This window comes from Rhizobium sp. LjRoot30, from assembly GCF_964253915.1.
Taxonomy (GTDB): domain Bacteria; phylum Pseudomonadota; class Alphaproteobacteria; order Rhizobiales; family Rhizobiaceae; genus Metarhizobium.
Map to the genome: position 1 here is coordinate 23,680 of NZ_CAXUSG020000013.1, position 17,961 is coordinate 41,640.

At 61.3% G+C, this 17,961-nt stretch carries 21 protein-coding genes; 7 read left to right on the top strand and 14 right to left on the bottom strand.

Features of this window, described 5'->3' with window-relative positions; translation table 11 throughout:
• Positions 1–12: 12 nt before the first annotated feature.
• Both ACSQ3I_RS22040 and ACSQ3I_RS22045 read right to left on the bottom strand, forming a co-directional pair.
• Positions 13–975 carry a heparan-alpha-glucosaminide N-acetyltransferase gene (locus ACSQ3I_RS22040; RefSeq protein WP_436002462.1) on the bottom strand — a complete coding sequence of 321 codons (963 nt, stop codon included), beginning with the start codon at positions 973–975 and terminating at the stop codon, positions 13–15.
• Positions 976–1,037: 62 nt separating this feature from the next.
• The gene (locus tag ACSQ3I_RS22045) at positions 1,038–1,727 is read right to left on the bottom strand and encodes a DUF599 domain-containing protein (protein WP_436002464.1); all 690 of its coding nucleotides are present in this window, start codon (positions 1,725–1,727) and stop codon (positions 1,038–1,040) included.
• A gap of 224 nt (positions 1,728–1,951) precedes the next feature.
• Here ACSQ3I_RS22045 and ACSQ3I_RS22050 point away from each other — a divergent pair, with 224 nt between their 5' ends.
• Both ACSQ3I_RS22050 and ACSQ3I_RS22055 read left to right on the top strand, forming a co-directional pair.
• Positions 1,952–3,352, top strand: coding sequence for an L-serine ammonia-lyase (locus ACSQ3I_RS22050; RefSeq protein WP_436002466.1), 1,401 nt, complete (start codon positions 1,952–1,954; stop codon positions 3,350–3,352).
• Between the two features lie 59 nt (positions 3,353–3,411).
• Positions 3,412–3,846 carry a DUF1489 family protein gene (locus ACSQ3I_RS22055; RefSeq protein ID WP_436002468.1) on the top strand — a complete coding sequence of 145 codons (435 nt, stop codon included), beginning with the start codon at positions 3,412–3,414 and terminating at the stop codon, positions 3,844–3,846.
• A gap of 41 nt (positions 3,847–3,887) precedes the next feature.
• Here the strand turns inward: ACSQ3I_RS22055 and ACSQ3I_RS22060 are convergent, their stop codons facing one another.
• From ACSQ3I_RS22060 to ACSQ3I_RS22090, 7 genes are all read right to left on the bottom strand, one after another.
• The gene (locus tag ACSQ3I_RS22060) at positions 3,888–4,310 is read right to left on the bottom strand and encodes a hypothetical protein (protein ID WP_436002470.1); all 423 of its coding nucleotides are present in this window, start codon (positions 4,308–4,310) and stop codon (positions 3,888–3,890) included.
• 134 nt (positions 4,311–4,444) lie between these two features.
• Positions 4,445–4,714 carry a hypothetical protein gene (locus tag ACSQ3I_RS22065; protein WP_436002472.1) on the bottom strand — a complete coding sequence of 90 codons (270 nt, stop codon included), beginning with the start codon at positions 4,712–4,714 and terminating at the stop codon, positions 4,445–4,447.
• 85 nt (positions 4,715–4,799) lie between these two features.
• Positions 4,800–6,218, bottom strand: coding sequence for a serine hydrolase (locus ACSQ3I_RS22070; RefSeq protein ID WP_436002677.1), 1,419 nt, complete (start codon positions 6,216–6,218; stop codon positions 4,800–4,802).
• A gap of 210 nt (positions 6,219–6,428) precedes the next feature.
• Complete coding sequence (locus ACSQ3I_RS22075) at positions 6,429–7,172, bottom strand: hypothetical protein (protein ID WP_436002474.1); 744 nt, start codon at positions 7,170–7,172, stop codon at positions 6,429–6,431.
• A gap of 226 nt (positions 7,173–7,398) precedes the next feature.
• Positions 7,399–8,007, bottom strand: coding sequence for a transglutaminase-like cysteine peptidase (locus ACSQ3I_RS22080; protein ID WP_436002476.1), 609 nt, complete (start codon positions 8,005–8,007; stop codon positions 7,399–7,401).
• Positions 8,008–8,520: 513 nt separating this feature from the next.
• Positions 8,521–9,135: a PilZ domain-containing protein gene (locus tag ACSQ3I_RS22085; RefSeq protein ID WP_436002478.1), complete on the bottom strand. Its 615-nt coding sequence runs from the start codon at positions 9,133–9,135 to the stop codon at positions 8,521–8,523.
• Between the two features lie 123 nt (positions 9,136–9,258).
• Positions 9,259–9,882 carry a PAS domain-containing protein gene (locus ACSQ3I_RS22090; protein WP_436002480.1) on the bottom strand — a complete coding sequence of 208 codons (624 nt, stop codon included), beginning with the start codon at positions 9,880–9,882 and terminating at the stop codon, positions 9,259–9,261.
• A 204-nt stretch (positions 9,883–10,086) separates the two neighbouring features.
• Here ACSQ3I_RS22090 and ACSQ3I_RS22095 point away from each other — a divergent pair, with 204 nt between their 5' ends.
• Positions 10,087–10,809 (top strand): rhomboid family intramembrane serine protease, encoded by a 723-nt coding sequence (locus tag ACSQ3I_RS22095; protein WP_436002482.1) that lies wholly within the window; start codon positions 10,087–10,089, stop codon positions 10,807–10,809.
• A gap of 132 nt (positions 10,810–10,941) precedes the next feature.
• Positions 10,942–11,376 carry a CBS domain-containing protein gene (locus tag ACSQ3I_RS22100; protein ID WP_436002484.1) on the top strand — a complete coding sequence of 145 codons (435 nt, stop codon included), beginning with the start codon at positions 10,942–10,944 and terminating at the stop codon, positions 11,374–11,376.
• Between the two features lie 45 nt (positions 11,377–11,421).
• Here the strand turns inward: ACSQ3I_RS22100 and ACSQ3I_RS22105 are convergent, their stop codons facing one another.
• The 3 genes from ACSQ3I_RS22105 to folE form a co-directional block, all read right to left on the bottom strand.
• On the bottom strand, positions 11,422–12,375 hold the full coding sequence (locus tag ACSQ3I_RS22105) for a patatin family protein (protein WP_436002486.1): 954 nt from the start codon (positions 12,373–12,375) through the stop codon (positions 11,422–11,424).
• A gap of 107 nt (positions 12,376–12,482) precedes the next feature.
• Positions 12,483–12,944 (bottom strand): phosphoribosyl-AMP cyclohydrolase, encoded by a 462-nt coding sequence (hisI, locus tag ACSQ3I_RS22110; RefSeq protein ID WP_436002488.1) that lies wholly within the window; start codon positions 12,942–12,944, stop codon positions 12,483–12,485.
• 84 nt (positions 12,945–13,028) lie between these two features.
• Positions 13,029–13,643, bottom strand: coding sequence for a GTP cyclohydrolase I FolE (folE, locus tag ACSQ3I_RS22115; protein ID WP_436002490.1), 615 nt, complete (start codon positions 13,641–13,643; stop codon positions 13,029–13,031).
• 319 nt (positions 13,644–13,962) lie between these two features.
• Between folE and ACSQ3I_RS22120 the strand changes: the two genes are divergently transcribed.
• Both ACSQ3I_RS22120 and yidD read left to right on the top strand, forming a co-directional pair.
• The gene (locus tag ACSQ3I_RS22120) at positions 13,963–14,409 is read left to right on the top strand and encodes an iron-sulfur cluster assembly scaffold protein (protein WP_436002492.1); all 447 of its coding nucleotides are present in this window, start codon (positions 13,963–13,965) and stop codon (positions 14,407–14,409) included.
• 10 nt (positions 14,410–14,419) lie between these two features.
• Positions 14,420–14,830, top strand: coding sequence for a membrane protein insertion efficiency factor YidD (yidD, locus tag ACSQ3I_RS22125; RefSeq protein ID WP_436002494.1), 411 nt, complete (start codon positions 14,420–14,422; stop codon positions 14,828–14,830).
• Positions 14,831–14,862: 32 nt separating this feature from the next.
• Here yidD and ACSQ3I_RS22130 read toward each other — a convergent pair whose 3' ends face one another.
• Together ACSQ3I_RS22130 and ACSQ3I_RS22135 are read right to left on the bottom strand one after the other, a co-directional pair.
• On the bottom strand, positions 14,863–15,393 hold the full coding sequence (locus tag ACSQ3I_RS22130; RefSeq protein WP_436002679.1) for an SRPBCC family protein: 531 nt from the start codon (positions 15,391–15,393) through the stop codon (positions 14,863–14,865).
• The gene (locus ACSQ3I_RS22135) at positions 15,386–15,754 is read right to left on the bottom strand and encodes an ArsR/SmtB family transcription factor (RefSeq protein ID WP_436002681.1); all 369 of its coding nucleotides are present in this window, start codon (positions 15,752–15,754) and stop codon (positions 15,386–15,388) included. The genes ACSQ3I_RS22130 and ACSQ3I_RS22135 overlap by 8 nt, the downstream gene beginning before the upstream one ends.
• 202 nt (positions 15,755–15,956) lie before the next feature.
• Here ACSQ3I_RS22135 and thrS point away from each other — a divergent pair, with 202 nt between their 5' ends.
• Complete coding sequence (gene thrS, locus ACSQ3I_RS22140) at positions 15,957–17,957, top strand: threonine--tRNA ligase (RefSeq protein ID WP_436002496.1); 2,001 nt, start codon at positions 15,957–15,959, stop codon at positions 17,955–17,957.
• The last annotated feature ends 4 nt before the right edge of the window (positions 17,958–17,961 follow it).

The window sequence follows — 17,961 nt, forward strand, 5'->3', positions numbered from 1 at the left end:
GGCAACGTCCTGTCATTGCGCGGCTACGGTGCATTGTTGGGCAATCGCTTGAATGCGTTCATTTTGATCTGCCCGGATTGCGCCAGACTGGAGTGGCGTGAAAAGCTCTTGTTCCATGAGTTTGTCGAGGGTGCAATCGCAGAAGCGGGCGCACATCGCCGCATCCTGGTTTTGCACACAGGCCTGGTTGCAGCTGCGCCTGTAGTCTGCCACCGGATCGGGTGGCGGGGGCGGCAGGACGAGGGACAGGCCGTAGACGATGGCGATCAGCACCGGCTGGTGGATGAGGTAGACGGCGAGGCTGTGGCGCCCGGCGCGGGCCAGCAGGTTGGAGGATGGGCCGGTGGCGAAGCGCTCGGTCCAGCCGCGTGCCATGGCGAGGCGCATGACGGCCATGCCGAGCAGGAAAGGCCCCAGCCAGGGCAAGAGCGGCACATAGTCGTTGGAGCGCGGCAGCGTCTGGGACAGGCCGACCCACCAGAGCCACGGCGTATCGAAGACCGGCGAGCGCAGGTACCAGGGCGCCACAAACGCTGCAACGGCCACGGCGATGGTGATGACGGCAGGAACCCGCAGGAAGGCAAGGCCGATGAGGCTGGCGGCGGCGATGCCATGCAGGATGCCGAAAAAGATCATGCCTTGCGGCATGGCATGGGCGGTGGCGGCGGTGATGAGGCCGGCAGCACCGGCGATCATCAGGAAGCGGCGCCAGAAAGCCTGCCAGCGGATGGCAGGCGTATGTCCGAGCACCAGGCTCAGGCCGGCGAGGAAGAGGAAGCTGCCGGCAATGCCGCGGGCGTAGATTTTCCACAGGCCATGGCCGGTCGTGCCGGGATCGAGATAACCGAAGAACTCCAGATCCCAACCGAAATGATAGGTCGCCATGGCGACCAATGCGATGCCGCGGGCGGTATCCAGGAAGCCGATGCGCGATCGGCGTGGGGAGGCGGACGGGGCCTCCGGGACGGCTGCCATGCGGGACGGTTCCTTTCGGGGGTGGTTTCAGACCTGCCGTGAAAGCGACAAGCGCGGCGTTTTCATGGCAGCTTGTCCATGAGGGCGAGCCGCGCATCGGAAAAGAACTGCCGGCGCGTTAGGATGACGACGACGAGCAAGGTGCCGGCCATGAAGACGTAGGCGTTGACGAACCAGCCGAGATACCCGATCGACAGGAAGATTGCCCGCAGGCCGGCGTTAAAATTCTTGGCGGCGATGATGTTCATGCGGATGACCTGTTCGGCCGCCACTTCGGCCGCAAGCCTGTCGGCCTCGGTCTCGCGCACCATCGGCAGGCCGCCGAAAAGAATGGTGCAGTAGTTGAACAGGCGGTAGGCCCAGCCGAACTTGAAGAAGGCGTAACCGAACAGTGCCGCGAGCCCGCCGACCTTGAGCTCGAACGCCTCGCGGCTGCTGTAGAAGGCATAAGGCACGTCACGGAAGATGGCATCGATCTTGTCGGTGGCGCCGAGCAGGGCGAAGCAACTGCCGATGGCAAACATCGAGGCCGAGGCGAAAAAGGCGGTGCCATTCTGCAGGCCGGCCATGATCTGCGTGTCGATCATCTTGAGGTCGCGGCCGAGCGAATTATATATCCATCGGCGGCGGTGCTCCGTCATCGCCTGCGTCAGGCTGGTGCGGTCGAAGAGGCGCGCTCTTCCGACGATCCAGGCATAGCCGATCCACAGCACGGCGAAAACGGCGAGGGCGATGTAATCGGCGATCGTCATGGCAGGACCGTAAATGCTTCTGTCGCCGGATGATATGCGTCACTTCGCGGCGGACGGCAAGCGGTTTGCTGGACGGCGCGCTTTGTGCTCTGTTGATAAGACCGGGAGCCGATCATGCACGGCATGTCGCTTCGATGAAAGCCAATGTCGGTAGCCCGCATTGGTGGATGCTCTCGGTGACGTAGCCTTTGAACAGTTTTTAGCCATGCTTCGCGAGGCGTTTTATGTTTCTTTCGGTATTCGATGTCTTCAAGATCGGGGTTGGGCCGTCAAGTTCCCATACGATGGGGCCGATGTCGGCGGCTGTGCGCTTTCTCGACCTGATCAAGTCCGACGAATGGCCGCGGCCTACCGGCGCGTCTGTCGCCTCCCTTAAGGTGAGCCTGCACGGATCGCTGGCCCATACCGGCATTGGCCATGGCACCGGCCGGGCGGTGATTCTCGGGCTGATGGGCGAACGGCCGGACATGGTCGATCCCGACAGCATGGACACGATCATCGACGGCGTGGAGCGTAGCGGCCGTGTGACGCCGCCGGGTCACCCTGCCTATCAGTTCCAACCGAAGACGGACCTCGTCTTCGATAAGAAGCAGCCTTTGCCCGGCCATGCCAATGGCATGAGCTTTTCGGCCTTCGACCGCGATGACCGGCTGCTGCTGAAGCGGGTTTATTATTCGATCGGCGGCGGTTTCGTGGTGACCGATACCGAACTGGAGACGATGCGCAAATCGAAGAAGGCGGCGGGTGGTGCCAAGGTGCCCTATCCCTTCGCTTCGGCGCAGCAGATGCTCGACATGGCGGATCGCTCCGGCCTGACCATCGCCCAGATGAAGCGCGCCAACGAGGAAGCGGTGATAGGGCGCGACGACCTGGATGCCGGCCTCGACCGGATCTGGGACGCGATGCGCAGCTGTATCGACCGCGGCCTCAAGGTGGACGGCATCATGCCGGGCGGGCTCAAAGTCCGCCGGCGCGCGCGCGCCATCCATGACAAGCTGCAGGAGGAATGGCGCAGCAACCGCATCAACCCGTTGCTCGCCAACGACTGGCTCTCCGTCTACGCCATGGCGGTCAACGAGGAAAATGCCGCCGGCGGGCGCGTCGTGACGGCGCCGACCAATGGCGCAGCCGGTGTCGTGCCGGCCACGATCCGCTATTACCAGCATTTCCATGAGGACTGGGACCAGAACGGCATACGAGACTACCTGCTGACGGCTGCGGCGGTCGGCGGCATCATCAAGCACAATGCCTCGATCTCCGGCGCCGAAGTCGGCTGTCAGGGCGAGGTGGGGTCGGCAGCGGCGATGGCGGCGGCCGGGCTTGCGGCGGTCATGGGCGGTTCGCCGGAGCAGGTGGAGAATGCGGCGGAAATCGCCCTCGAACATCACCTCGGCATGACCTGCGATCCGATTGCCGGGCTCGTCCAGGTGCCCTGCATCGAGCGCAATGCGCTTGGCGCCGTCAAGGCGGTGACGGCGGCGTCTCTGGCGTTGAAGGGCGACGGCAAACATTTCGTGCCGCTCGACGCCTGCATCGAGACGATGCGCCAGACCGGCAACGACATGAGCGAGAAATACAAGGAAACCTCGACCGGGGGCCTCGCCGTCAACGTGGTCGAATGTTGATTGTGGAAGGAGGGCGCTTGCCGCTTGACGAAAAGCGGTAAAGCGCATTCAACCATCCGATGGCTTTGCATATCCTGAAATTGTGCGTCGGCGCCGACTCCATCGACGACCTGCGCGAATGGGTGGCCGAACGGTCGATGATGGCGATCGCCGCCGGTCTTGAGCCGCATTCCGTCCATACGACCCGCATGGTGCCGAAGCGCATCGAGGAGATCGTCGACGGCGGTTCGCTCTACTGGGTGATCAAGGGGCAGGTGCAGGCGCGCCAGAAGATTATCGACATCCGGCCGTTCACCGGCGGTGACGGCATCACGCGCTGCGATCTCATTCTCGGGCCGGAAGTGGTGGAAACGGCGCTGCAGCCGCGCCGGGCTTTCCAGGGATGGCGTTATCTCAAGCCGGAGGAAGCGCCGTCCGATCTGGCTGCGCTCGGCGGCGGCAACGATCTGCCGCCGGACCTGAAGCGGGAACTGGCTGAACTCGGGCTGCTCTGAAATTTTTGGACTGCCACCAGCGAAGCGTCGGGCGGTTTCCGTCAATCGGTGATCTTGCGCACGAGCCAGGAATAGGACGCGCTGGCGTAATGGCTGGGCATGCCGATGGCCGTCTTGACGCCGTCCAGTGTCGGCAGGGCGTCGCTGATCAGCGTCACGGCGCGGGCGGCAATGCCCGGCTGTTTTTCCGGCTCGGCGGTGATTTGTGGCACGGTGTCGGTCTGGGGCAGGGACTGCGGTTTCTCGATGCTGGCGACCGGCTGCGGATCGGCTGCGGCCGGCTTCTGGCAGACGGCGACGACGGAGGGATAGCCGGCATCGGTGAAGCGGGCAAGCTGCGCTGCCGACGCCGCATCGCAGAGTGCGACCGAGGTGTAGCGCGGCGTTGCGGTGGCGATGTAGTTGCACTGGGTGACGGCGTCGTCGCAGCCGAGAATTGTCATCAGGATCAGCGCGGTCTGCATTTGCTACCTCCGGCGTTCGACCGGCCGCGCATTGTTTGCGGCCGACCTTCTTTGACGACAGGATTGGCGCTTAATCATGACGGCCGCAAGGCATTCCGGCGGCAGCGGCTCTTCCTGTTTCCGCAAAATCCAAATCAGCGAAGACGCAGGTAGATCGGGCTTTGGCCGGACTGCGAGGACACATGGAGATGGATGCGGATCGGCGGCTGGGAAGAGCGCCAGGCGCGTGCGCCGTGCGACAGCAATGCGCCGACGATATCGCGGGTGCGGCTGCGGGAACGGCTGAGGCCGAGGTCGGCAATACGCATCGCCGCTTCGTGCAGCGGGTGGAGCGAAGGGCCGTTTGCCTTGTTCTTTCTGCCGGCCGGGCCTGTTAAGCCGGAGCCAGGTTCGTTGATGCTCATGTCAGGTCCTCGTACTCACTAAACTTCGAGGGCTGGCTCAAAAACGGCCGGCTGGGCCGGCCGCAGTTCGCAGGGCAGGCAAGCCTTACTGAAGGCTGGCCCAGCAGTTCATGCCCTTTTTCTTCAACTGGTTGCAGGCGTTGACGGCAAGCTTCTGGTTGTCGAAACCGCCGAAGCGTGCGCGGTAGACCTGGGCGCCGCCATTGTTGATGGCGACCGCGAAGGGGGTGGCGGAACGCAATACCTTGCCGCCTTTCACCTGCGCGCTCTGCAGCAGATCCATTGCCATCTGTTTGGTCGGGGAAACGCCGATCTGGATGACCCAGCCGGGCTTGCCGCCGGTGGAAGAGGTGGTGACGTCATCGACCGAAGTCGCAACGCTCGCCGTCTCGGTTTCCGGGATGTATTCCGGAGCGGGACGCGGGATGGCGACGGCGCCGAGTTTTTCGGCCTGGGCGTCAAGCGTGCCTTCGGCCGCGGCAATTGCCGCGGACTTCTTGGTCGGCGCAGCAAAAGCGGTTTCAACGGCGCTTTCTTCGTAACGTGCGCCCGGCAGCGGGCCATTCACCGGCAGATCTGCGCCGCTGGTGGTGGCCATGGCGGCGACGTCTGCCGTCACCGGCTTCATAGCGACGACCGGCTGGATTTCGGATTCGACTGCACCCGGCTCCTCGATCATCGTACCCTTGCCGCGGCGGGATGCCTTCGGCAGATAGGCGCCGATCAGCTTGCGCATCTGCGCATCGCGGGCGCCGCCCGAGGTGCCGCCGAGGACGACGCCGACGACCGAGCGACCATCAGCCTGGGCCGAGGTCACGAGATTGAAGCCGGCAGCCCGGGTGAAGCCGGTCTTGATGCCGTCAACACCACGCACGGCGCCGAGGAGGCGGTTGTGGTTGCCGATGACCTGCTTGCCGTACTTGAAGCTGCGGGTCGAGAAGTAGCCGTAATATTGCGGGAAATGCTGACGCAGAGCGATACCGAGGCGTGCCTGGTCGCGTGCAGTCGTCATCTGTGCCGTATTGGGAAGACCGTTGGCATTGCGGTAGGTGGTCCGCGTCATGCCAAGCTGGCGTGCCTTGTTGGTCATCATCTGCGCGAAACGGGATTCGGAACCGCCGATGAATTCGCCGAGCGCGGTCGAGGCGTCGTTGGCCGAGCGGGTTACCAGCGCCAGGATGCCCTGTTCGACGGTAAAGGAACCGCCGACCTTAAGGCCTAGCTTGGACGGGGGCTCCTTTGCCGCATTCGCGGATACCGGAACCTTGGTATTCAGGCTGATCTTGCCGGCTTCCAGCGCTTCGAAAACGAGATAAAGCGTCATCATCTTCGTCAGCGATGCGGGATAACGCAGGCTGTCAGCGTTTTCGCTATAGAGAATATTGCCGGTTTTGGCGTCGACAACGATGCCCGCGTATTTGGGACCGCTGGCTGCCTCCGAAGCCGCAGGAGCCGAAAACGTCAAGACGGCAGCAGCAGTCAGGCTAAGGCATATCTTGATCAGGGATCTTCCGGAATTCTTGAATTTTGCGGTCAATGCTGATTGAGACACTAGCTTACTCTTCACTTGCGGTTCTGATGATCGGTTCCGGACGCCGCCTCCACAAACGACCGTTGAACGGAAGATTACGTGTGGAGGCGTTACCAATCTGTTTACGATGAATATGAAGTTTCATATTTCGAGCGGATTTTATCGATCTGTGGCTTCAAGGCTTCAGGCGGGGTTCGCCAGGTGACTGACGACAAACGACTGAATTTCGGCATCAATGTGTTGCCAATCGGCAAGATGGCGACTTGAGAAGCGATACATCACAGAAAGATCGTTTCCGAGGTGGATATCGCGCTGGCAATCGCCGCTTGTCGCTTCTTCCGGCGTGGCCGGCAGGATGCAGCGGACCACATAGTCAGCAGTGCCCGGACGCGGCGCGGTGAAGAAGACTTCGTCGCCATAGCCTGCTTCCGGTTTCATCCGGTGCATGGTGAGGCCATCGGCGGCCTCCCGGGGGGTGCCGTCGAACAGGTAGCTATAAATCGGCTCCAGGCGGCCGGACATGTCGCGGGACATGGTGCTTTGCGAGATCTGCAGAAAGATCAGCGAATCCGAGAGCTTGACGTCGTTGAAGATGGCGCGGCGATCAGTTTCGTAGCCGGTGAGGTCGGGCCATGTGAGGTAAAGGTCGACGCGTTCGGTCGGGCCGTTCTGGCGCTGCCTGGCGAAACGGATGACGTTGGCGGGCAGCGTGAGCTTGTCTTCGCCGATGGTCAGGTTGATGGTTTCGGTGCTGTCCGTATGGCCGGCGAGGGCGATGCGCTCTCCGAAGAAGCGGCCGGAAACGCTGATGCCGGCGGTCAACAGTGCCAGTGCGGCGATCGTGCCGGTCAGCTTGTAGAGAAATGCATTGGAGATCAGCGGCAGTTCGCCCGTGCCCGGCGGGGCGGAGTGGTGTTGGGCGGCCATGGGGAGTCTCCGGTCGGTTCTTGCCCGACAGGTTCGTCAATCATGGTTAATAAAGCGTAAATATGAGGTCGGTTCTTTGTGCATCCCGGATGGGGGAGCCGATCCCGGGGACAGCGGGATCGGCTCGGGCGCCGGTCTTAGACGGGGATGCGGGGACAGACCGGGGCACAGGTAAGGAAATCCGTGGGTCTAGGCCGAGCCATTGTCCACGGCTTTCCGAGCTCGATCAGTTGCTGACGCTGCCGACGGCGACGGTGCGGCCATCCTGAAGCTTGACCCAGCGGCCCGGATCGGCGGCGGACTGGCGCTTGAGGTAGGTATATTCGGTATCCGACCACAACAGGACCTTGTTGCGCATGTTGTCGAGGACGAAGTCGCCATGGTCGGTGCGGACGGTGAGGACCGCGTGACCCTCGCCATTTGGCTGCAACACGACGGTGATCAACAGCTGGGAGGGTGAAAAACCTTCCTTCATCAAAAGCTTGCGCTTCAGGAGGACGAAATCCTCGCAATCGCCGACCGTTCGCGGATAGGCCCAGCGCTCTTCCACGCCGTAGATCTCCTGGTCGGTCATCGGCTGGATCTGCGAGTTGACGTCGTAGTTGACGCGCAGGATCGTCTTCCAGGCTTTCTGGGTCAGGATGGACGGGCCGGCATCGCCACCATCCGGACGGCATTCGTCCTGGTAGGTCTGGCAGAATTCGTAATGCCCGATCGGCGGATTTGCCTTGCCTGCGATCGTCATGGCCGCAGGTGTTGCATGGACGGAAGCGGTGGCGCCCAAGGTGATGACGGCGGCCAGAATGCTGTTCTTGATCTTTGTTGTTGTTGCCATTTCTTGTCTCCCCGTGATGAGAAGACAATGCCGGAAAGCTTTTTATCGGTCGCAAAATTAGACAATAAAAATAATGGCTTAATAGAATCAAATGCGATTAGAATACGCATCGAACACGTCTAAAATGAAGCTCAAACATGCCTCTTGTTTGAGCTGTTTTTTCCTAAAATTAATCGAAAACATGTCGCGTATTTGAATGATTGGCCGATAAGCCGATGTTTTTGCGGCCAAATGGGCAGAAGAAGAGTGGTGTCGCGGGGCGGAAAACGGACGGGCGGCGGTCTTGCGGAGGATGCGGCGCGTCCCGTTTCAGGCCATATCGTTTTGGCACAACCCTGCTCCAGGTCAAGATCGGCGCGGCGAAGGGGCTTTATTTTGTGCCGAAAAGCGTCTTTCCACCGTATTTTATGGCGAAGAAACCCTTAAATTATGCCGGAAAATGCCGATAGGCGACGCAAAACAGCCCGCGGGCCTTGGGGCCGGCAGGCGAAAGCTGTATTCGGTTTGCTTGTTTTACAGGAATTCAGTCAGGGTTTCGCGGGACTGAACCGTATTGAACTCGATCGCCACGCCTTCCATGAAGTGACGAACGATGCGGCCCTGCATGTTGCCGAGGCGGATGGCGGTGCCAATCGGCGGACGGACTTCGGAATCGACGGCAGCCCCCGACAGCGAAAGGTCCATGAGGCGGCAAGGCAGGATGGTGCCGTCAGGCATGGTGATCTGCGTCAGGGTGTTGCGCGGCATCAGTCGGTCGTGGCGGCGGTCTTCCGGCAGGCCGAGTTCATGCTTGTTGGCGATCCAGGTCAACTGGGCTGCCAGCTTTTCGCGTTTGCGATCGGTGGCGTTGATCGTCATGGTGAAGCCGCGGTCGCCGACCTTTAGCACCTTGCCTTCGATACGGCCGAGGTGATCGATATAGGCGACGATACGTTCACCCGTCAGCGGTCGGCCGGTGCAGTTCAGGCTGACGTCGCCGGGAGACATGTCCACGGCGGTGCAATCGAACTCGTCATAGTTGGCGAGCATGAGACGACCCTGCAGATTGACCGAGACACGCTGAAACGAGCGCTGTTCGCTGCTCTGTTGTCCTCGCGCTGCTGTTGCTGCCGGCTGAAACGAATACATGGCTTCACTACGATTGCTGACACAATGGTTAAATTCTTACAGCCCAGCCGTTAACATAAGGTTGTCCGAAAGCGGAAGATTTGAGTTCCTGGCGGTTGCGGACAAGGCAACGGCCACTGGCGGTCACAGGACATGCGCCCGTTTCAGCAATGCCGCGATGGCCGAGCGCCTACGGCTTGCCCGGTCGTCGTCGGTATCCGGTGCATGCGAACCGCCGAAGGCGACCTGTCCCGGAATGCTGCTGCTTGCGGGCAGGCCGACGATGCGGCTGCGTTCGAAACGGAGGCTGCGCAGCGGTTTGTCGCAAACCTCGTTTGCCGGCATTTCCGGCGAAAGCGAACCCAGCAGGCGATCATAGGTGCGGCCGGCCGAGCGGACGGGCAGCAGCAGCATTTCCAGACGCAGGTTGCGGCCGTCCTGCAGGACGCCGGAGAGATTGAGAAGGGTGGGCACGCCGTACTGCATGACGCCCGCTGCGATGGAGACCGGTTCCTCGCGCTGTCCTGCGGGCCAGAGCGCGGAAAACGGCAAGCCGCGCAGCTCGCGATCGAAGAGGCTGCAGACCCGTGTTCCGGCAAGCCGGAAAACCGGATCGCCGCCGGATGCCTCGAGGATAAAAATGTCCGGCAGAGCGTGGCGGATCTCGCCCGGCGCGATGTCGCTGCGTAGAGGCCCGGCCTCCGCGCCGCGGATCCTGTCCCAATAGGTGAATAGTTCGGTGCTCGTCCTGGTATGCATATCCGCCATCTGTCTCAGTTCGGTGCAGGTTTCGGCCGGTTTGCGGCCCGTACGATCAACGGAGCGAATAGCGTGCCACGGGAAGGGGTGTAGGGTTAGCCAATTGTTAATCCGGGGCGCCGGCGCTCCATGGCGCGCTCGTGGCTGGCGCTTTCGTTTTCGCAGCGTCTCCTGTAACAGAGGACGGTGCCTGTCATCCGAAGAGGGAATTTCATGAGCGATGCATCCGATCTGCCTGAGCGTGGAAGCAACGGGCAGAGATCGAATCCGCCGGCCCTCAATCTTCCTGCGGCGGTGACGGCGGCAATCGTGATCATCCTCGCGGTCTATGTGCTCGGTGCCTACGTGTTGTCTGCCGACGCGCGCGACACGATGTTCTTCTACGGCGGCTTCATTCCAGCGCGTTATAATTATCCGCTGTCCGAGCAGGGGCTGGAATGGCTATGGACGCCGCTCACCTATTCCTTCCTGCATGGCGGCGTGGAACATCTGGGCTTCAACGCGTTGTGGCTTGCCGCCTTTGGCGCGCCGGTCGTGCGCCGGATCGGTACAGCCCGTTTCGTGGTGTTCTGGGTGGTGTCGTCGGTCGCGTCCGCAGCGCTTTACCTTGGCCTGCACTGGAACGAGGCTTCGCTGCTGATCGGCGCCTCCGGCGTCATCTCGGCGCTGATGGGGGCGGCATGCCGATTCGCCTTCCCGCCGGATCATCGCCGGCGCGCCCGCGAGGTGCATCTTTATCCGCGGCTTTCGATCGGCGATTCGCTGCGCAGCCGCACCGTGGCGATGTTCATGCTGATGTGGTTCATCGGCAACGTCATCTTCGCGCTCGGCATTCCACTGTTGGGCGACATCGGCAATGTCGCCTGGGAAGCGCATATCGGCGGATTCCTGTTCGGCTTCCTGTTGTTTGCGCTGTTCGATCCGATGCAGCGCTAAGGCCGTTCAAGCATATTGCAATCTTTGTAGATGAAGGGCACCATTCGACCTGTGGGGGAACTGTGGCCGGAGGATTTTTGTGGGTCGACGGATCCCGAAGCATGAAAGCTGTGTTTGAACAGGAGGAATACCATGTCTGTCTCTGTCAAAACCATCCTCGAAGAAAAAGGCCGTGATGTCGTGACGCTCGCTCCGAGCGCCACACTTGCAGAAGCTGCCGGCACATTGAACGAAAAAAGAATCGGTGCCGTAGTGATTATCGGTATGGAAGGCCGCATTGCCGGCATCTTCACCGAACGCGACCTGGTGCATGCCATCGCCCGGTCGGGCGCAAGCGCCCTCGAACAGCCGGTTTCCTCCGTCATGACGTCGAACGTGCATCGCTGTCACGAGAACACGATGATCGGTGAATTGATGGAAATGATGACCGCCCGGCGCTTCCGGCACGTGCCGGTGGAAATCGACGGCAAGCTTGCCGGCATCATTTCGATCGGTGACGTGGTGAAGTCACGTATCCGCGAAGTCGAACAGGAAGCGGAAGAAATCAAGGCCTATATCGCCGGCTAATGACTTGGCATTGGGCGGTGTGCGCAAGGGGGCACCGCCCAATGGTCAGCGTGCGAATGTTTCCTGCAACCGCTTGAGTTCCGCGAGCCGCATCTTGGCTTCTTCATAACCGCGCTCGATGGCTTCCCCGGCGCGATGGAACTCCGACAGGCCGATATCGCTGAGGCGCGGATGCAGGGCCAGATCCGGCGGGTCGCCGGCAAGCCTGGCGCGCGAAATGCGATCCTGGATGATGTTGAAGGCCTGCACCATGACTGCCGTCAGGCCGATATGGTCTTCCTTGGTGGCGGGACGCTGTGCTTCCTGATTCGTCTGGACGCTGGCGCTGTGCTTGACGACTGCGGAACGGCCGTAGACGTCGTAATGCAGGTTGACGGCAACGACCAGCGGCTGCTCGTAGGCGCGGCAGACCGAGACGGGGACCGGGTTGACGAGGGCACCGTCGATCAGGGTTCGGTTGTTGCAGCGCACGGGTTCGAAGATGCCGGGCAGGGCGTAGGATGCCCTGAGCGCCGTGATCAGCGAGCCGCTGGTGATCCAGACTTCATGGCCGGTGTTGACCTCCGTGGCGACGGAGATGAAGGGGCGGTCGAGATCTTCGATCGACAGGCCCTCCAGGTGCTCCTGCATGCGTTTCGTCAGCCGCATGCCGCCGAACAGGCCGCTGCCGCCGATGGTGAAATCGAGCAGGCCGGCAATGCGGCGCATGGTGAGTGAGCGAGCGAAGGCTTCGAGTTCGTCGAGCTTGCCGGCGAGATAACAGCCGCCGACAAGGGCGCCGATGGATGTGCCGGCAATCATGCCGACTTCGATGCCGGCCTCGTCGAGTGCCCGGAGCACGCCGATATGCGCCCACCCACGGGCGGCGCCGCCGCCCAGTGCCAGCGCGATCTTGCTTCTCTTCGGCTGTGGTGCGGGAAGGTTGACGTCAGGAACTGGTGGAGCACCCGAATCGATGGAATTCGGCGCGGCATGACGGATCAAACTCCAGTTCAGCATCACAGCGGTCCTTTCGGCTGAACATTCCCCTAAGTCATTAAACTGTCATTTGTATTTCAAATTGGTTAGTTTTGGCCGACCTGTCTGAAAATAATGCGTCGAGCCTATTATTTGTTCAGCGGGCCGGCATAAATTTCCTGCGGATCGAAGTGCTTGTGATCGTCGTTGATGGTCAGCGTCGGCTTACCTTCTGAAATCGAGGCGCTGCGATAGAAACAGGAGCGGCGCCCGGTGTGGCAGGTCGCGTCGTGGCCCGCCACGGAGACCTTCAGCCAGACGGCATCCTGATCGCAGTCGGTGCGCAGTTCCTTGACGGTCTGCAGATTGCCCGAGGTTTCGCCCTTCTTCCAAATCGATTTGCGCGACCGGCTGTAATAATGCGCGATGCCGGTTTCGAGCGTCAGCGACAGGGCCTCGGCATTCATATGCGCGACCATCAGCAGTTCGCCGTCGCGAACATCGGTCACCACGGCCGTCAACAGGCCCTTATCATCGAATTTGGGGGTAAAATCCGGCCCCGTCTCGAGTTCGGATTTCTCGGTGGATGGAGCCAGGAATGTCAGCGTCATGTCTTCGTCTGCGCAAAAGGGGGCGGCTGGAGATTTTAGCGCATTGTCCGACGCCGAAGCGACTTCGCTTCGGCTGGAAATGCTTTAGCGGCTCCGCACCATGGTGATGAAACGGGCTTGCTCGGCGGCATCGGTCTTGAAGGCGCCGGTGAAGGTGGTGGTGAGCGTCGTCGAGCCCTGCTTCTGGACGCCACGCATCGCCATGCACATATGCTCCGCCTCGATCATCACGGCGACGCCGCGGGGGGCGAGCGTTTCGTCGATGGCACGGGCGATCTGCGCCGTCATGCTTTCCTGGGTTTGCAGGCGGCGGCCGTAGATTTCCACGACGCGGGCAATTTTCGACAGGCCGAGCACGCGGCCTTCGGGCAGATACGCGACATGCGCCTTGCCGATGATCGGCACGACATGGTGTTCGCAGTGGGAGAAGAACGGGATGTCGCGCACGAGGACCATGTCGTCGTAGCCGGCAACTTCCTCGAACGTTCTGCCGAGCACGTCTTCCGGCGACTGGTCGTAGCCGGAAAAGAGTTCGCGGTAGGCCTTGGCCACCCGCATCGGCGTATCGAGCAAGCCTTCCCGCAGCGGATCGTCACCCGCCCAGCGCAACAGAACGCGCACGGCGTCTTCTGCTTCCTGCTGGGTCGGACGGCCGGATTCCTGGCCTGTACGCGGGAAATTCTTTACAATGGCATCCATATGACTGCTGCCTCCTGATCCTTTTTCAAGGGATCGTGACGTCGAAAGATCGGCCCCAGGTCCACGCATTTTCAGCGTAAACCGCTTTCACCCGGCCCGTGTTCTTGGCCAGCGTGCCAAACACCGCGAAGGATGTGGGGTTCGATCAACTTATGATCAAGGCCATTGTTTTTTCATGACCTTGGCACGACATAACATATAATATGGTCAAGGGCGACGCAAAGAGCCGGATTGCGACACAGTGTGTTTTTTCTTTTGAAACGATTCACTTAGGCGATTGCAGTGGCCTCATAACGGTTGTTGAGAAGAACTTTCGACGATGGATGACATATATAACAGCAGGATTCTCGAATTCGCCGGCAATATCCCGCGGATCGGGATCATGGAAGACGCCGATGCCAGCGCCCAGGCGCATTCAAAGCTCTGTGGCTCGAAGGTGAAAATCTTCCTGAAGATGGATGGCGATACCGTTACCGACTTCTCCCATGACGTCAAAGCCTGCGCGCTCGGGCAGGCGTCGTCGTCGATCATGGCCCGTCATGTGGTGGGTGCGACGGCCGCCGAGTTGCGGCAGGCACGCGAAGACATGCTGGCCATGCTCAAGGCCGACGGCGAAGGCCCCTCCGGCCGGTTCGAGGACATGCGCTACCTGCGGCCGGTCAAGGATTACAAGGCGCGTCACGCTTCGACGATGCTGACCTTCGATGCGGTCGTCGATGCCATCGGGCAGATCGAGGCGAAGCGCGCTGAAACCGCCGTGGCCTAGGTCGGGCGGCATGTGCGAATTCTGTGTCATTCGTGACCATGACGACGATGGGCAGACTGAGCGGCCGGCTGCAAAGCGTCGCGATGGCTCCGATCCGCCAGCGCGCTCGCGCAACTATCGCGGTCCGTTTCGCAAGACGCCGGGCCGGCTTTTCGGCATGGCAATGATCCGGCTGTACCAGCTCACGCTCTCCAGCCTGATCGGCAACTCCTGCCGGCATCTGCCGACCTGTTCCGAATACGGCTATGAGGCGATCGCGCGGCACGGATTCTGGGCTGGCGGCTGGATGACATTGTTTCGGGTCGGGCGTTGCGGGCCGGGCGGGACCAGTGGTTTCGATCCGGTTCCGGAAGTGATCGAGACGAAGACCTGGTTCAAGCCTTGGGTCTATTGGTCCCTGGGCAAGCGCAGCCGGGATTAATTGCCCGGCTGCGATCTACCTTGTTTGGAAAATCAGGGCAGGCGCCGATCATATTCGGCGTGCAACTTGTTCCATTCGTCCCAGAACGGCCGCGGCTGCTTTTCGGCCAACCGGGCGGCCAGTATGTCAAGATGGGCATGCCACCCGGCGGAAACCATCAGCCTGAACGTACGATCCGGCGTGCGGCGGTGGATCAGGGTCAGGAGCACATCCTTGCCCATCGGCTTGAGTTCGAAGCTGACCTCGCTGCTCTTGCCCCAGGTGAAGACCAGTTTTCTCGGCGCGTCGAATTCGATGATCTGGGACTGCATGCGATGCTCGTCGCTGAAGCCGTCCGGCTTGGCACCCGGCGGATCCGTCAGTTCGTCGTTGCGCCAGTGGAGTTCGAAGGACGAACCGACCCGCGCGTCCATCACCCCAGCAGCCAACCATTTGCGACGCATGTTGCTGTCGGTCAGATAGAACCAGATCCGTTCTGCCGGACCCGGCAGCAGTCGCACGATCTTCAAGGTGTCGGGTTCGGTCAGCACGCCGTAGGCATCAAGTGTTGCAAGATCATTCATCATTCTTCTCCTCTTCGGTATTTTCTTCAGTGGAATCCTCTTCACGCAAAAGCGTTTCGAGGACATCGAGTCGGTCGTTCCAGAAGCGCTCGTAGAAACCCAGCCATTCATGGGCGCGGGCCAGCGGACCGGGGTCCAGGCGGCAGAAATGGGTGCGGCCATCCACCCGGCGCCGGATCAATCCGGCACTTTCCAACACCTTGATATGTTTCGAAGCCGCCGCGAGCGAAATGTCGAACGGTTCGGCAAGCTGGCCGATCGTTCGTTCGCCCGCGGCAAGCGTGCGCAGGATGCTTCGGCGCGTGTCGTCGCCGAGGGCATGAAAGACTGAGTTCATGTGCGATGTCTGTAATTCAACCATGTAGTTGAATATAGGGACGGGGATTCCGATAGTCAACCACTTGGTTGAATATTCTTTGACGGTGCCATGGCGGGCGTTTGCGTGCGAAGCCCTTCCCATTTTCACGCTTTCGGCTTATATCGCGCACGTTCATGCGCCGGGCATCCGGCTCGAAAATCACCACCCGCATTCGTTGGCGGGACTGGACACAAGGAGACTATTCATGTCCGCAGCTGTTTCCCTGACTTTTCCTGACGGCAATGTCCGTACCTTCGACGCCGGCACCACGGGCCGCGACGTCGCCGAATCCATTTCCAAGTCGCTCGTCAAAAAAGCTGTCGCCATTGCGATCGACGGCACGGTGCGCGACCTGTCGGATGCCGTCACCGACGGCAAGATCGAGATCATCACCCGCAGCGATCCGCGTGCGCTGGAACTGATCCGCCACGATGCCGCCCACGTCATGGCCGAGGCCGTGCAGGAACTGTGGCCCGGCACGCAGGTGACGATCGGCCCGGTGATCGAGAACGGTTTTTATTACGATTTCGCCCGCGACGAACCCTTTACGCCCGACGACCTGCCGGTCATCGAGAAGAAGATGAAGGAAATCATCGCCCGCAACGCGCCGTTCACCAAGCAGATCTGGTCGCGCGACAAGGCCAAGGAGGTCTTTGCCGCCAAGGGCGAGAAGTACAAGGTCGAGCTCGTCGATGCGATCCCGGAAGGCCAGGACCTGAAGATCTACAATCAGGGCGAATGGTTCGACCTGTGTCGCGGCCCGCACATGGCCTCCACCGGCCAGGTCGGCACTGCCTTCAAGCTGATGAAGGTGGCCGGCGCCTATTGGCGTGGCGACAGCAACAATCCGATGCTGACCCGTATCTACGGCACGGCCTGGGCGGAACAGTCGGAACTCGACAACTATCTGCACGTGCTCGCTGAAGCCGAAAAGCGCGACCACCGCCGCCTCGGCCGCGAAATGGACCTGTTCCATTTCCAGGAAGAAGGCCCGGGCGTCGTGTTCTGGCATGGCAAGGGCTGGCGGATTTTCCAGACGCTGGTGTCATACATGCGCCGGCGGCTGGCGGCCGACTACCAGGAGGTCAACGCGCCGCAGGTGCTCGACACCGCGCTGTGGGAAACCTCCGGTCACTGGGGCTGGTACCAGGAAAACATGTTCGCGGTAAAATCGGCGCATGCGCTGACGCATCCGGAGGACAAGGAAGCGGACAACCGCGTCTTCGCCCTGAAGCCGATGAACTGCCCCGGCCACATCCAGATCTTCAAGCACGGCCTGAAATCCTATCGCGAACTGCCGATCCGCCTTGCCGAGTTCGGCAACGTCCATCGCTACGAGCCCTCGGGCGCGCTGCACGGGCTGATGCGCGTTCGCGGCTTCACGCAGGATGACGCGCATATCTTCTGCACCGACGAGCAGATGGCGGCGGAATGCCTGAAGATCAACGACCTGATCCTCTCCGTCTACGAGGATTTCGGCTTCAAGGAAGTGGTGGTGAAGCTCTCCACCCGTCCGGAAAAGCGTGTCGGTTCCGATGCCTTGTGGGATCGTGCCGAGGCCGTCATGACCGACGTTCTGAAGACGATCGAGGAGCAGTCGGGCGGGCGCATCAAGACCGGCATCCTGCCGGGCGAGGGCGCTTTCTACGGGCCGAAGTTCGAATACACGCTGAAGGATGCCATCGGCCGCGAATGGCAGTGCGGCACGACGCAGGTGGACTTCAACCTGCCGGAACGTTTTGGCGCCTTCTACATCGACCAGCACTCGGAGAAGACGCAGCCGGTGATGATCCATCGCGCCATCTGCGGTTCGATGGAGCGGTTCCTCGGTATCCTCATCGAGAACTTTGCCGGTCACATGCCGCTCTGGGTGGCGCCGGTACAGGTTGTCGTCGCAACGATCACCTCGGAAGCCGACGCCTATGGCGCCGAAGTGGCCGAAGTGCTGCGCGATGCCGGGTTGACCGTCGAGACCGACTTCCGCAACGAGAAGATCAACTACAAGGTTCGTGAGCACTCGGTGACCAAGATTCCGGTGATCGTCGTCTGCGGCAAGAAGGAAGCGGAAGAGCGGTCGGTCAACATCCGCCGGCTCGGTTCGCAGGCACAGACGCCGATGGCGCTTGCCGACGCGCTTGCAGCCCTGGTGGACGAAGCGACGCCGCCGGATGTCAAGCGCAAGGCAGCCGCCAAGCGCCCGATCTGAGGAT

What these genes read in the sequence shown, in the direction of transcription:
- ACSQ3I_RS22040 (WP_436002462.1), bottom strand. Translation starts at nt 975, where the DNA reads ATGGCAGCCGTCCCGGAGGCCCCGTCCGCCTCCCCACGCCGATCGCGC.
- ACSQ3I_RS22045 (WP_436002464.1), bottom strand. Translation starts at nt 1,727, where the DNA reads ATGACGATCGCCGATTACATCGCCCTCGCCGTTTTCGCCGTGCTGTGG.
- ACSQ3I_RS22050 (WP_436002466.1), top strand. Translation starts at nt 1,952, where the DNA reads ATGTTTCTTTCGGTATTCGATGTCTTCAAGATCGGGGTTGGGCCGTCA.
- ACSQ3I_RS22055 (WP_436002468.1), top strand. Translation starts at nt 3,412, where the DNA reads ATGGCTTTGCATATCCTGAAATTGTGCGTCGGCGCCGACTCCATCGAC.
- ACSQ3I_RS22060 (WP_436002470.1), bottom strand. Translation starts at nt 4,310, where the DNA reads ATGCAGACCGCGCTGATCCTGATGACAATTCTCGGCTGCGACGACGCC.
- ACSQ3I_RS22065 (WP_436002472.1), bottom strand. Translation starts at nt 4,714, where the DNA reads ATGAGCATCAACGAACCTGGCTCCGGCTTAACAGGCCCGGCCGGCAGA.
- ACSQ3I_RS22075 (WP_436002474.1), bottom strand. Translation starts at nt 7,172, where the DNA reads ATGGCCGCCCAACACCACTCCGCCCCGCCGGGCACGGGCGAACTGCCG.
- ACSQ3I_RS22080 (WP_436002476.1), bottom strand. Translation starts at nt 8,007, where the DNA reads ATGGCAACAACAACAAAGATCAAGAACAGCATTCTGGCCGCCGTCATC.
- ACSQ3I_RS22085 (WP_436002478.1), bottom strand. Translation starts at nt 9,135, where the DNA reads ATGTATTCGTTTCAGCCGGCAGCAACAGCAGCGCGAGGACAACAGAGC.
- ACSQ3I_RS22090 (WP_436002480.1), bottom strand. Translation starts at nt 9,882, where the DNA reads ATGGCGGATATGCATACCAGGACGAGCACCGAACTATTCACCTATTGG.
- ACSQ3I_RS22095 (WP_436002482.1), top strand. Translation starts at nt 10,087, where the DNA reads ATGAGCGATGCATCCGATCTGCCTGAGCGTGGAAGCAACGGGCAGAGA.
- ACSQ3I_RS22100 (WP_436002484.1), top strand. Translation starts at nt 10,942, where the DNA reads ATGTCTGTCTCTGTCAAAACCATCCTCGAAGAAAAAGGCCGTGATGTC.
- ACSQ3I_RS22105 (WP_436002486.1), bottom strand. Translation starts at nt 12,375, where the DNA reads ATGCTGAACTGGAGTTTGATCCGTCATGCCGCGCCGAATTCCATCGAT.
- hisI (WP_436002488.1), bottom strand. Translation starts at nt 12,944, where the DNA reads ATGACGCTGACATTCCTGGCTCCATCCACCGAGAAATCCGAACTCGAG.
- folE (WP_436002490.1), bottom strand. Translation starts at nt 13,643, where the DNA reads ATGGATGCCATTGTAAAGAATTTCCCGCGTACAGGCCAGGAATCCGGC.
- ACSQ3I_RS22120 (WP_436002492.1), top strand. Translation starts at nt 13,963, where the DNA reads ATGGATGACATATATAACAGCAGGATTCTCGAATTCGCCGGCAATATC.
- yidD (WP_436002494.1), top strand. Translation starts at nt 14,420, where the DNA reads ATGTGCGAATTCTGTGTCATTCGTGACCATGACGACGATGGGCAGACT.
- ACSQ3I_RS22130 (WP_436002679.1), bottom strand. Translation starts at nt 15,393, where the DNA reads ATGAATGATCTTGCAACACTTGATGCCTACGGCGTGCTGACCGAACCC.
- ACSQ3I_RS22135 (WP_436002681.1), bottom strand. Translation starts at nt 15,754, where the DNA reads ATGGTTGAATTACAGACATCGCACATGAACTCAGTCTTTCATGCCCTC.
- thrS (WP_436002496.1), top strand. Translation starts at nt 15,957, where the DNA reads ATGTCCGCAGCTGTTTCCCTGACTTTTCCTGACGGCAATGTCCGTACC.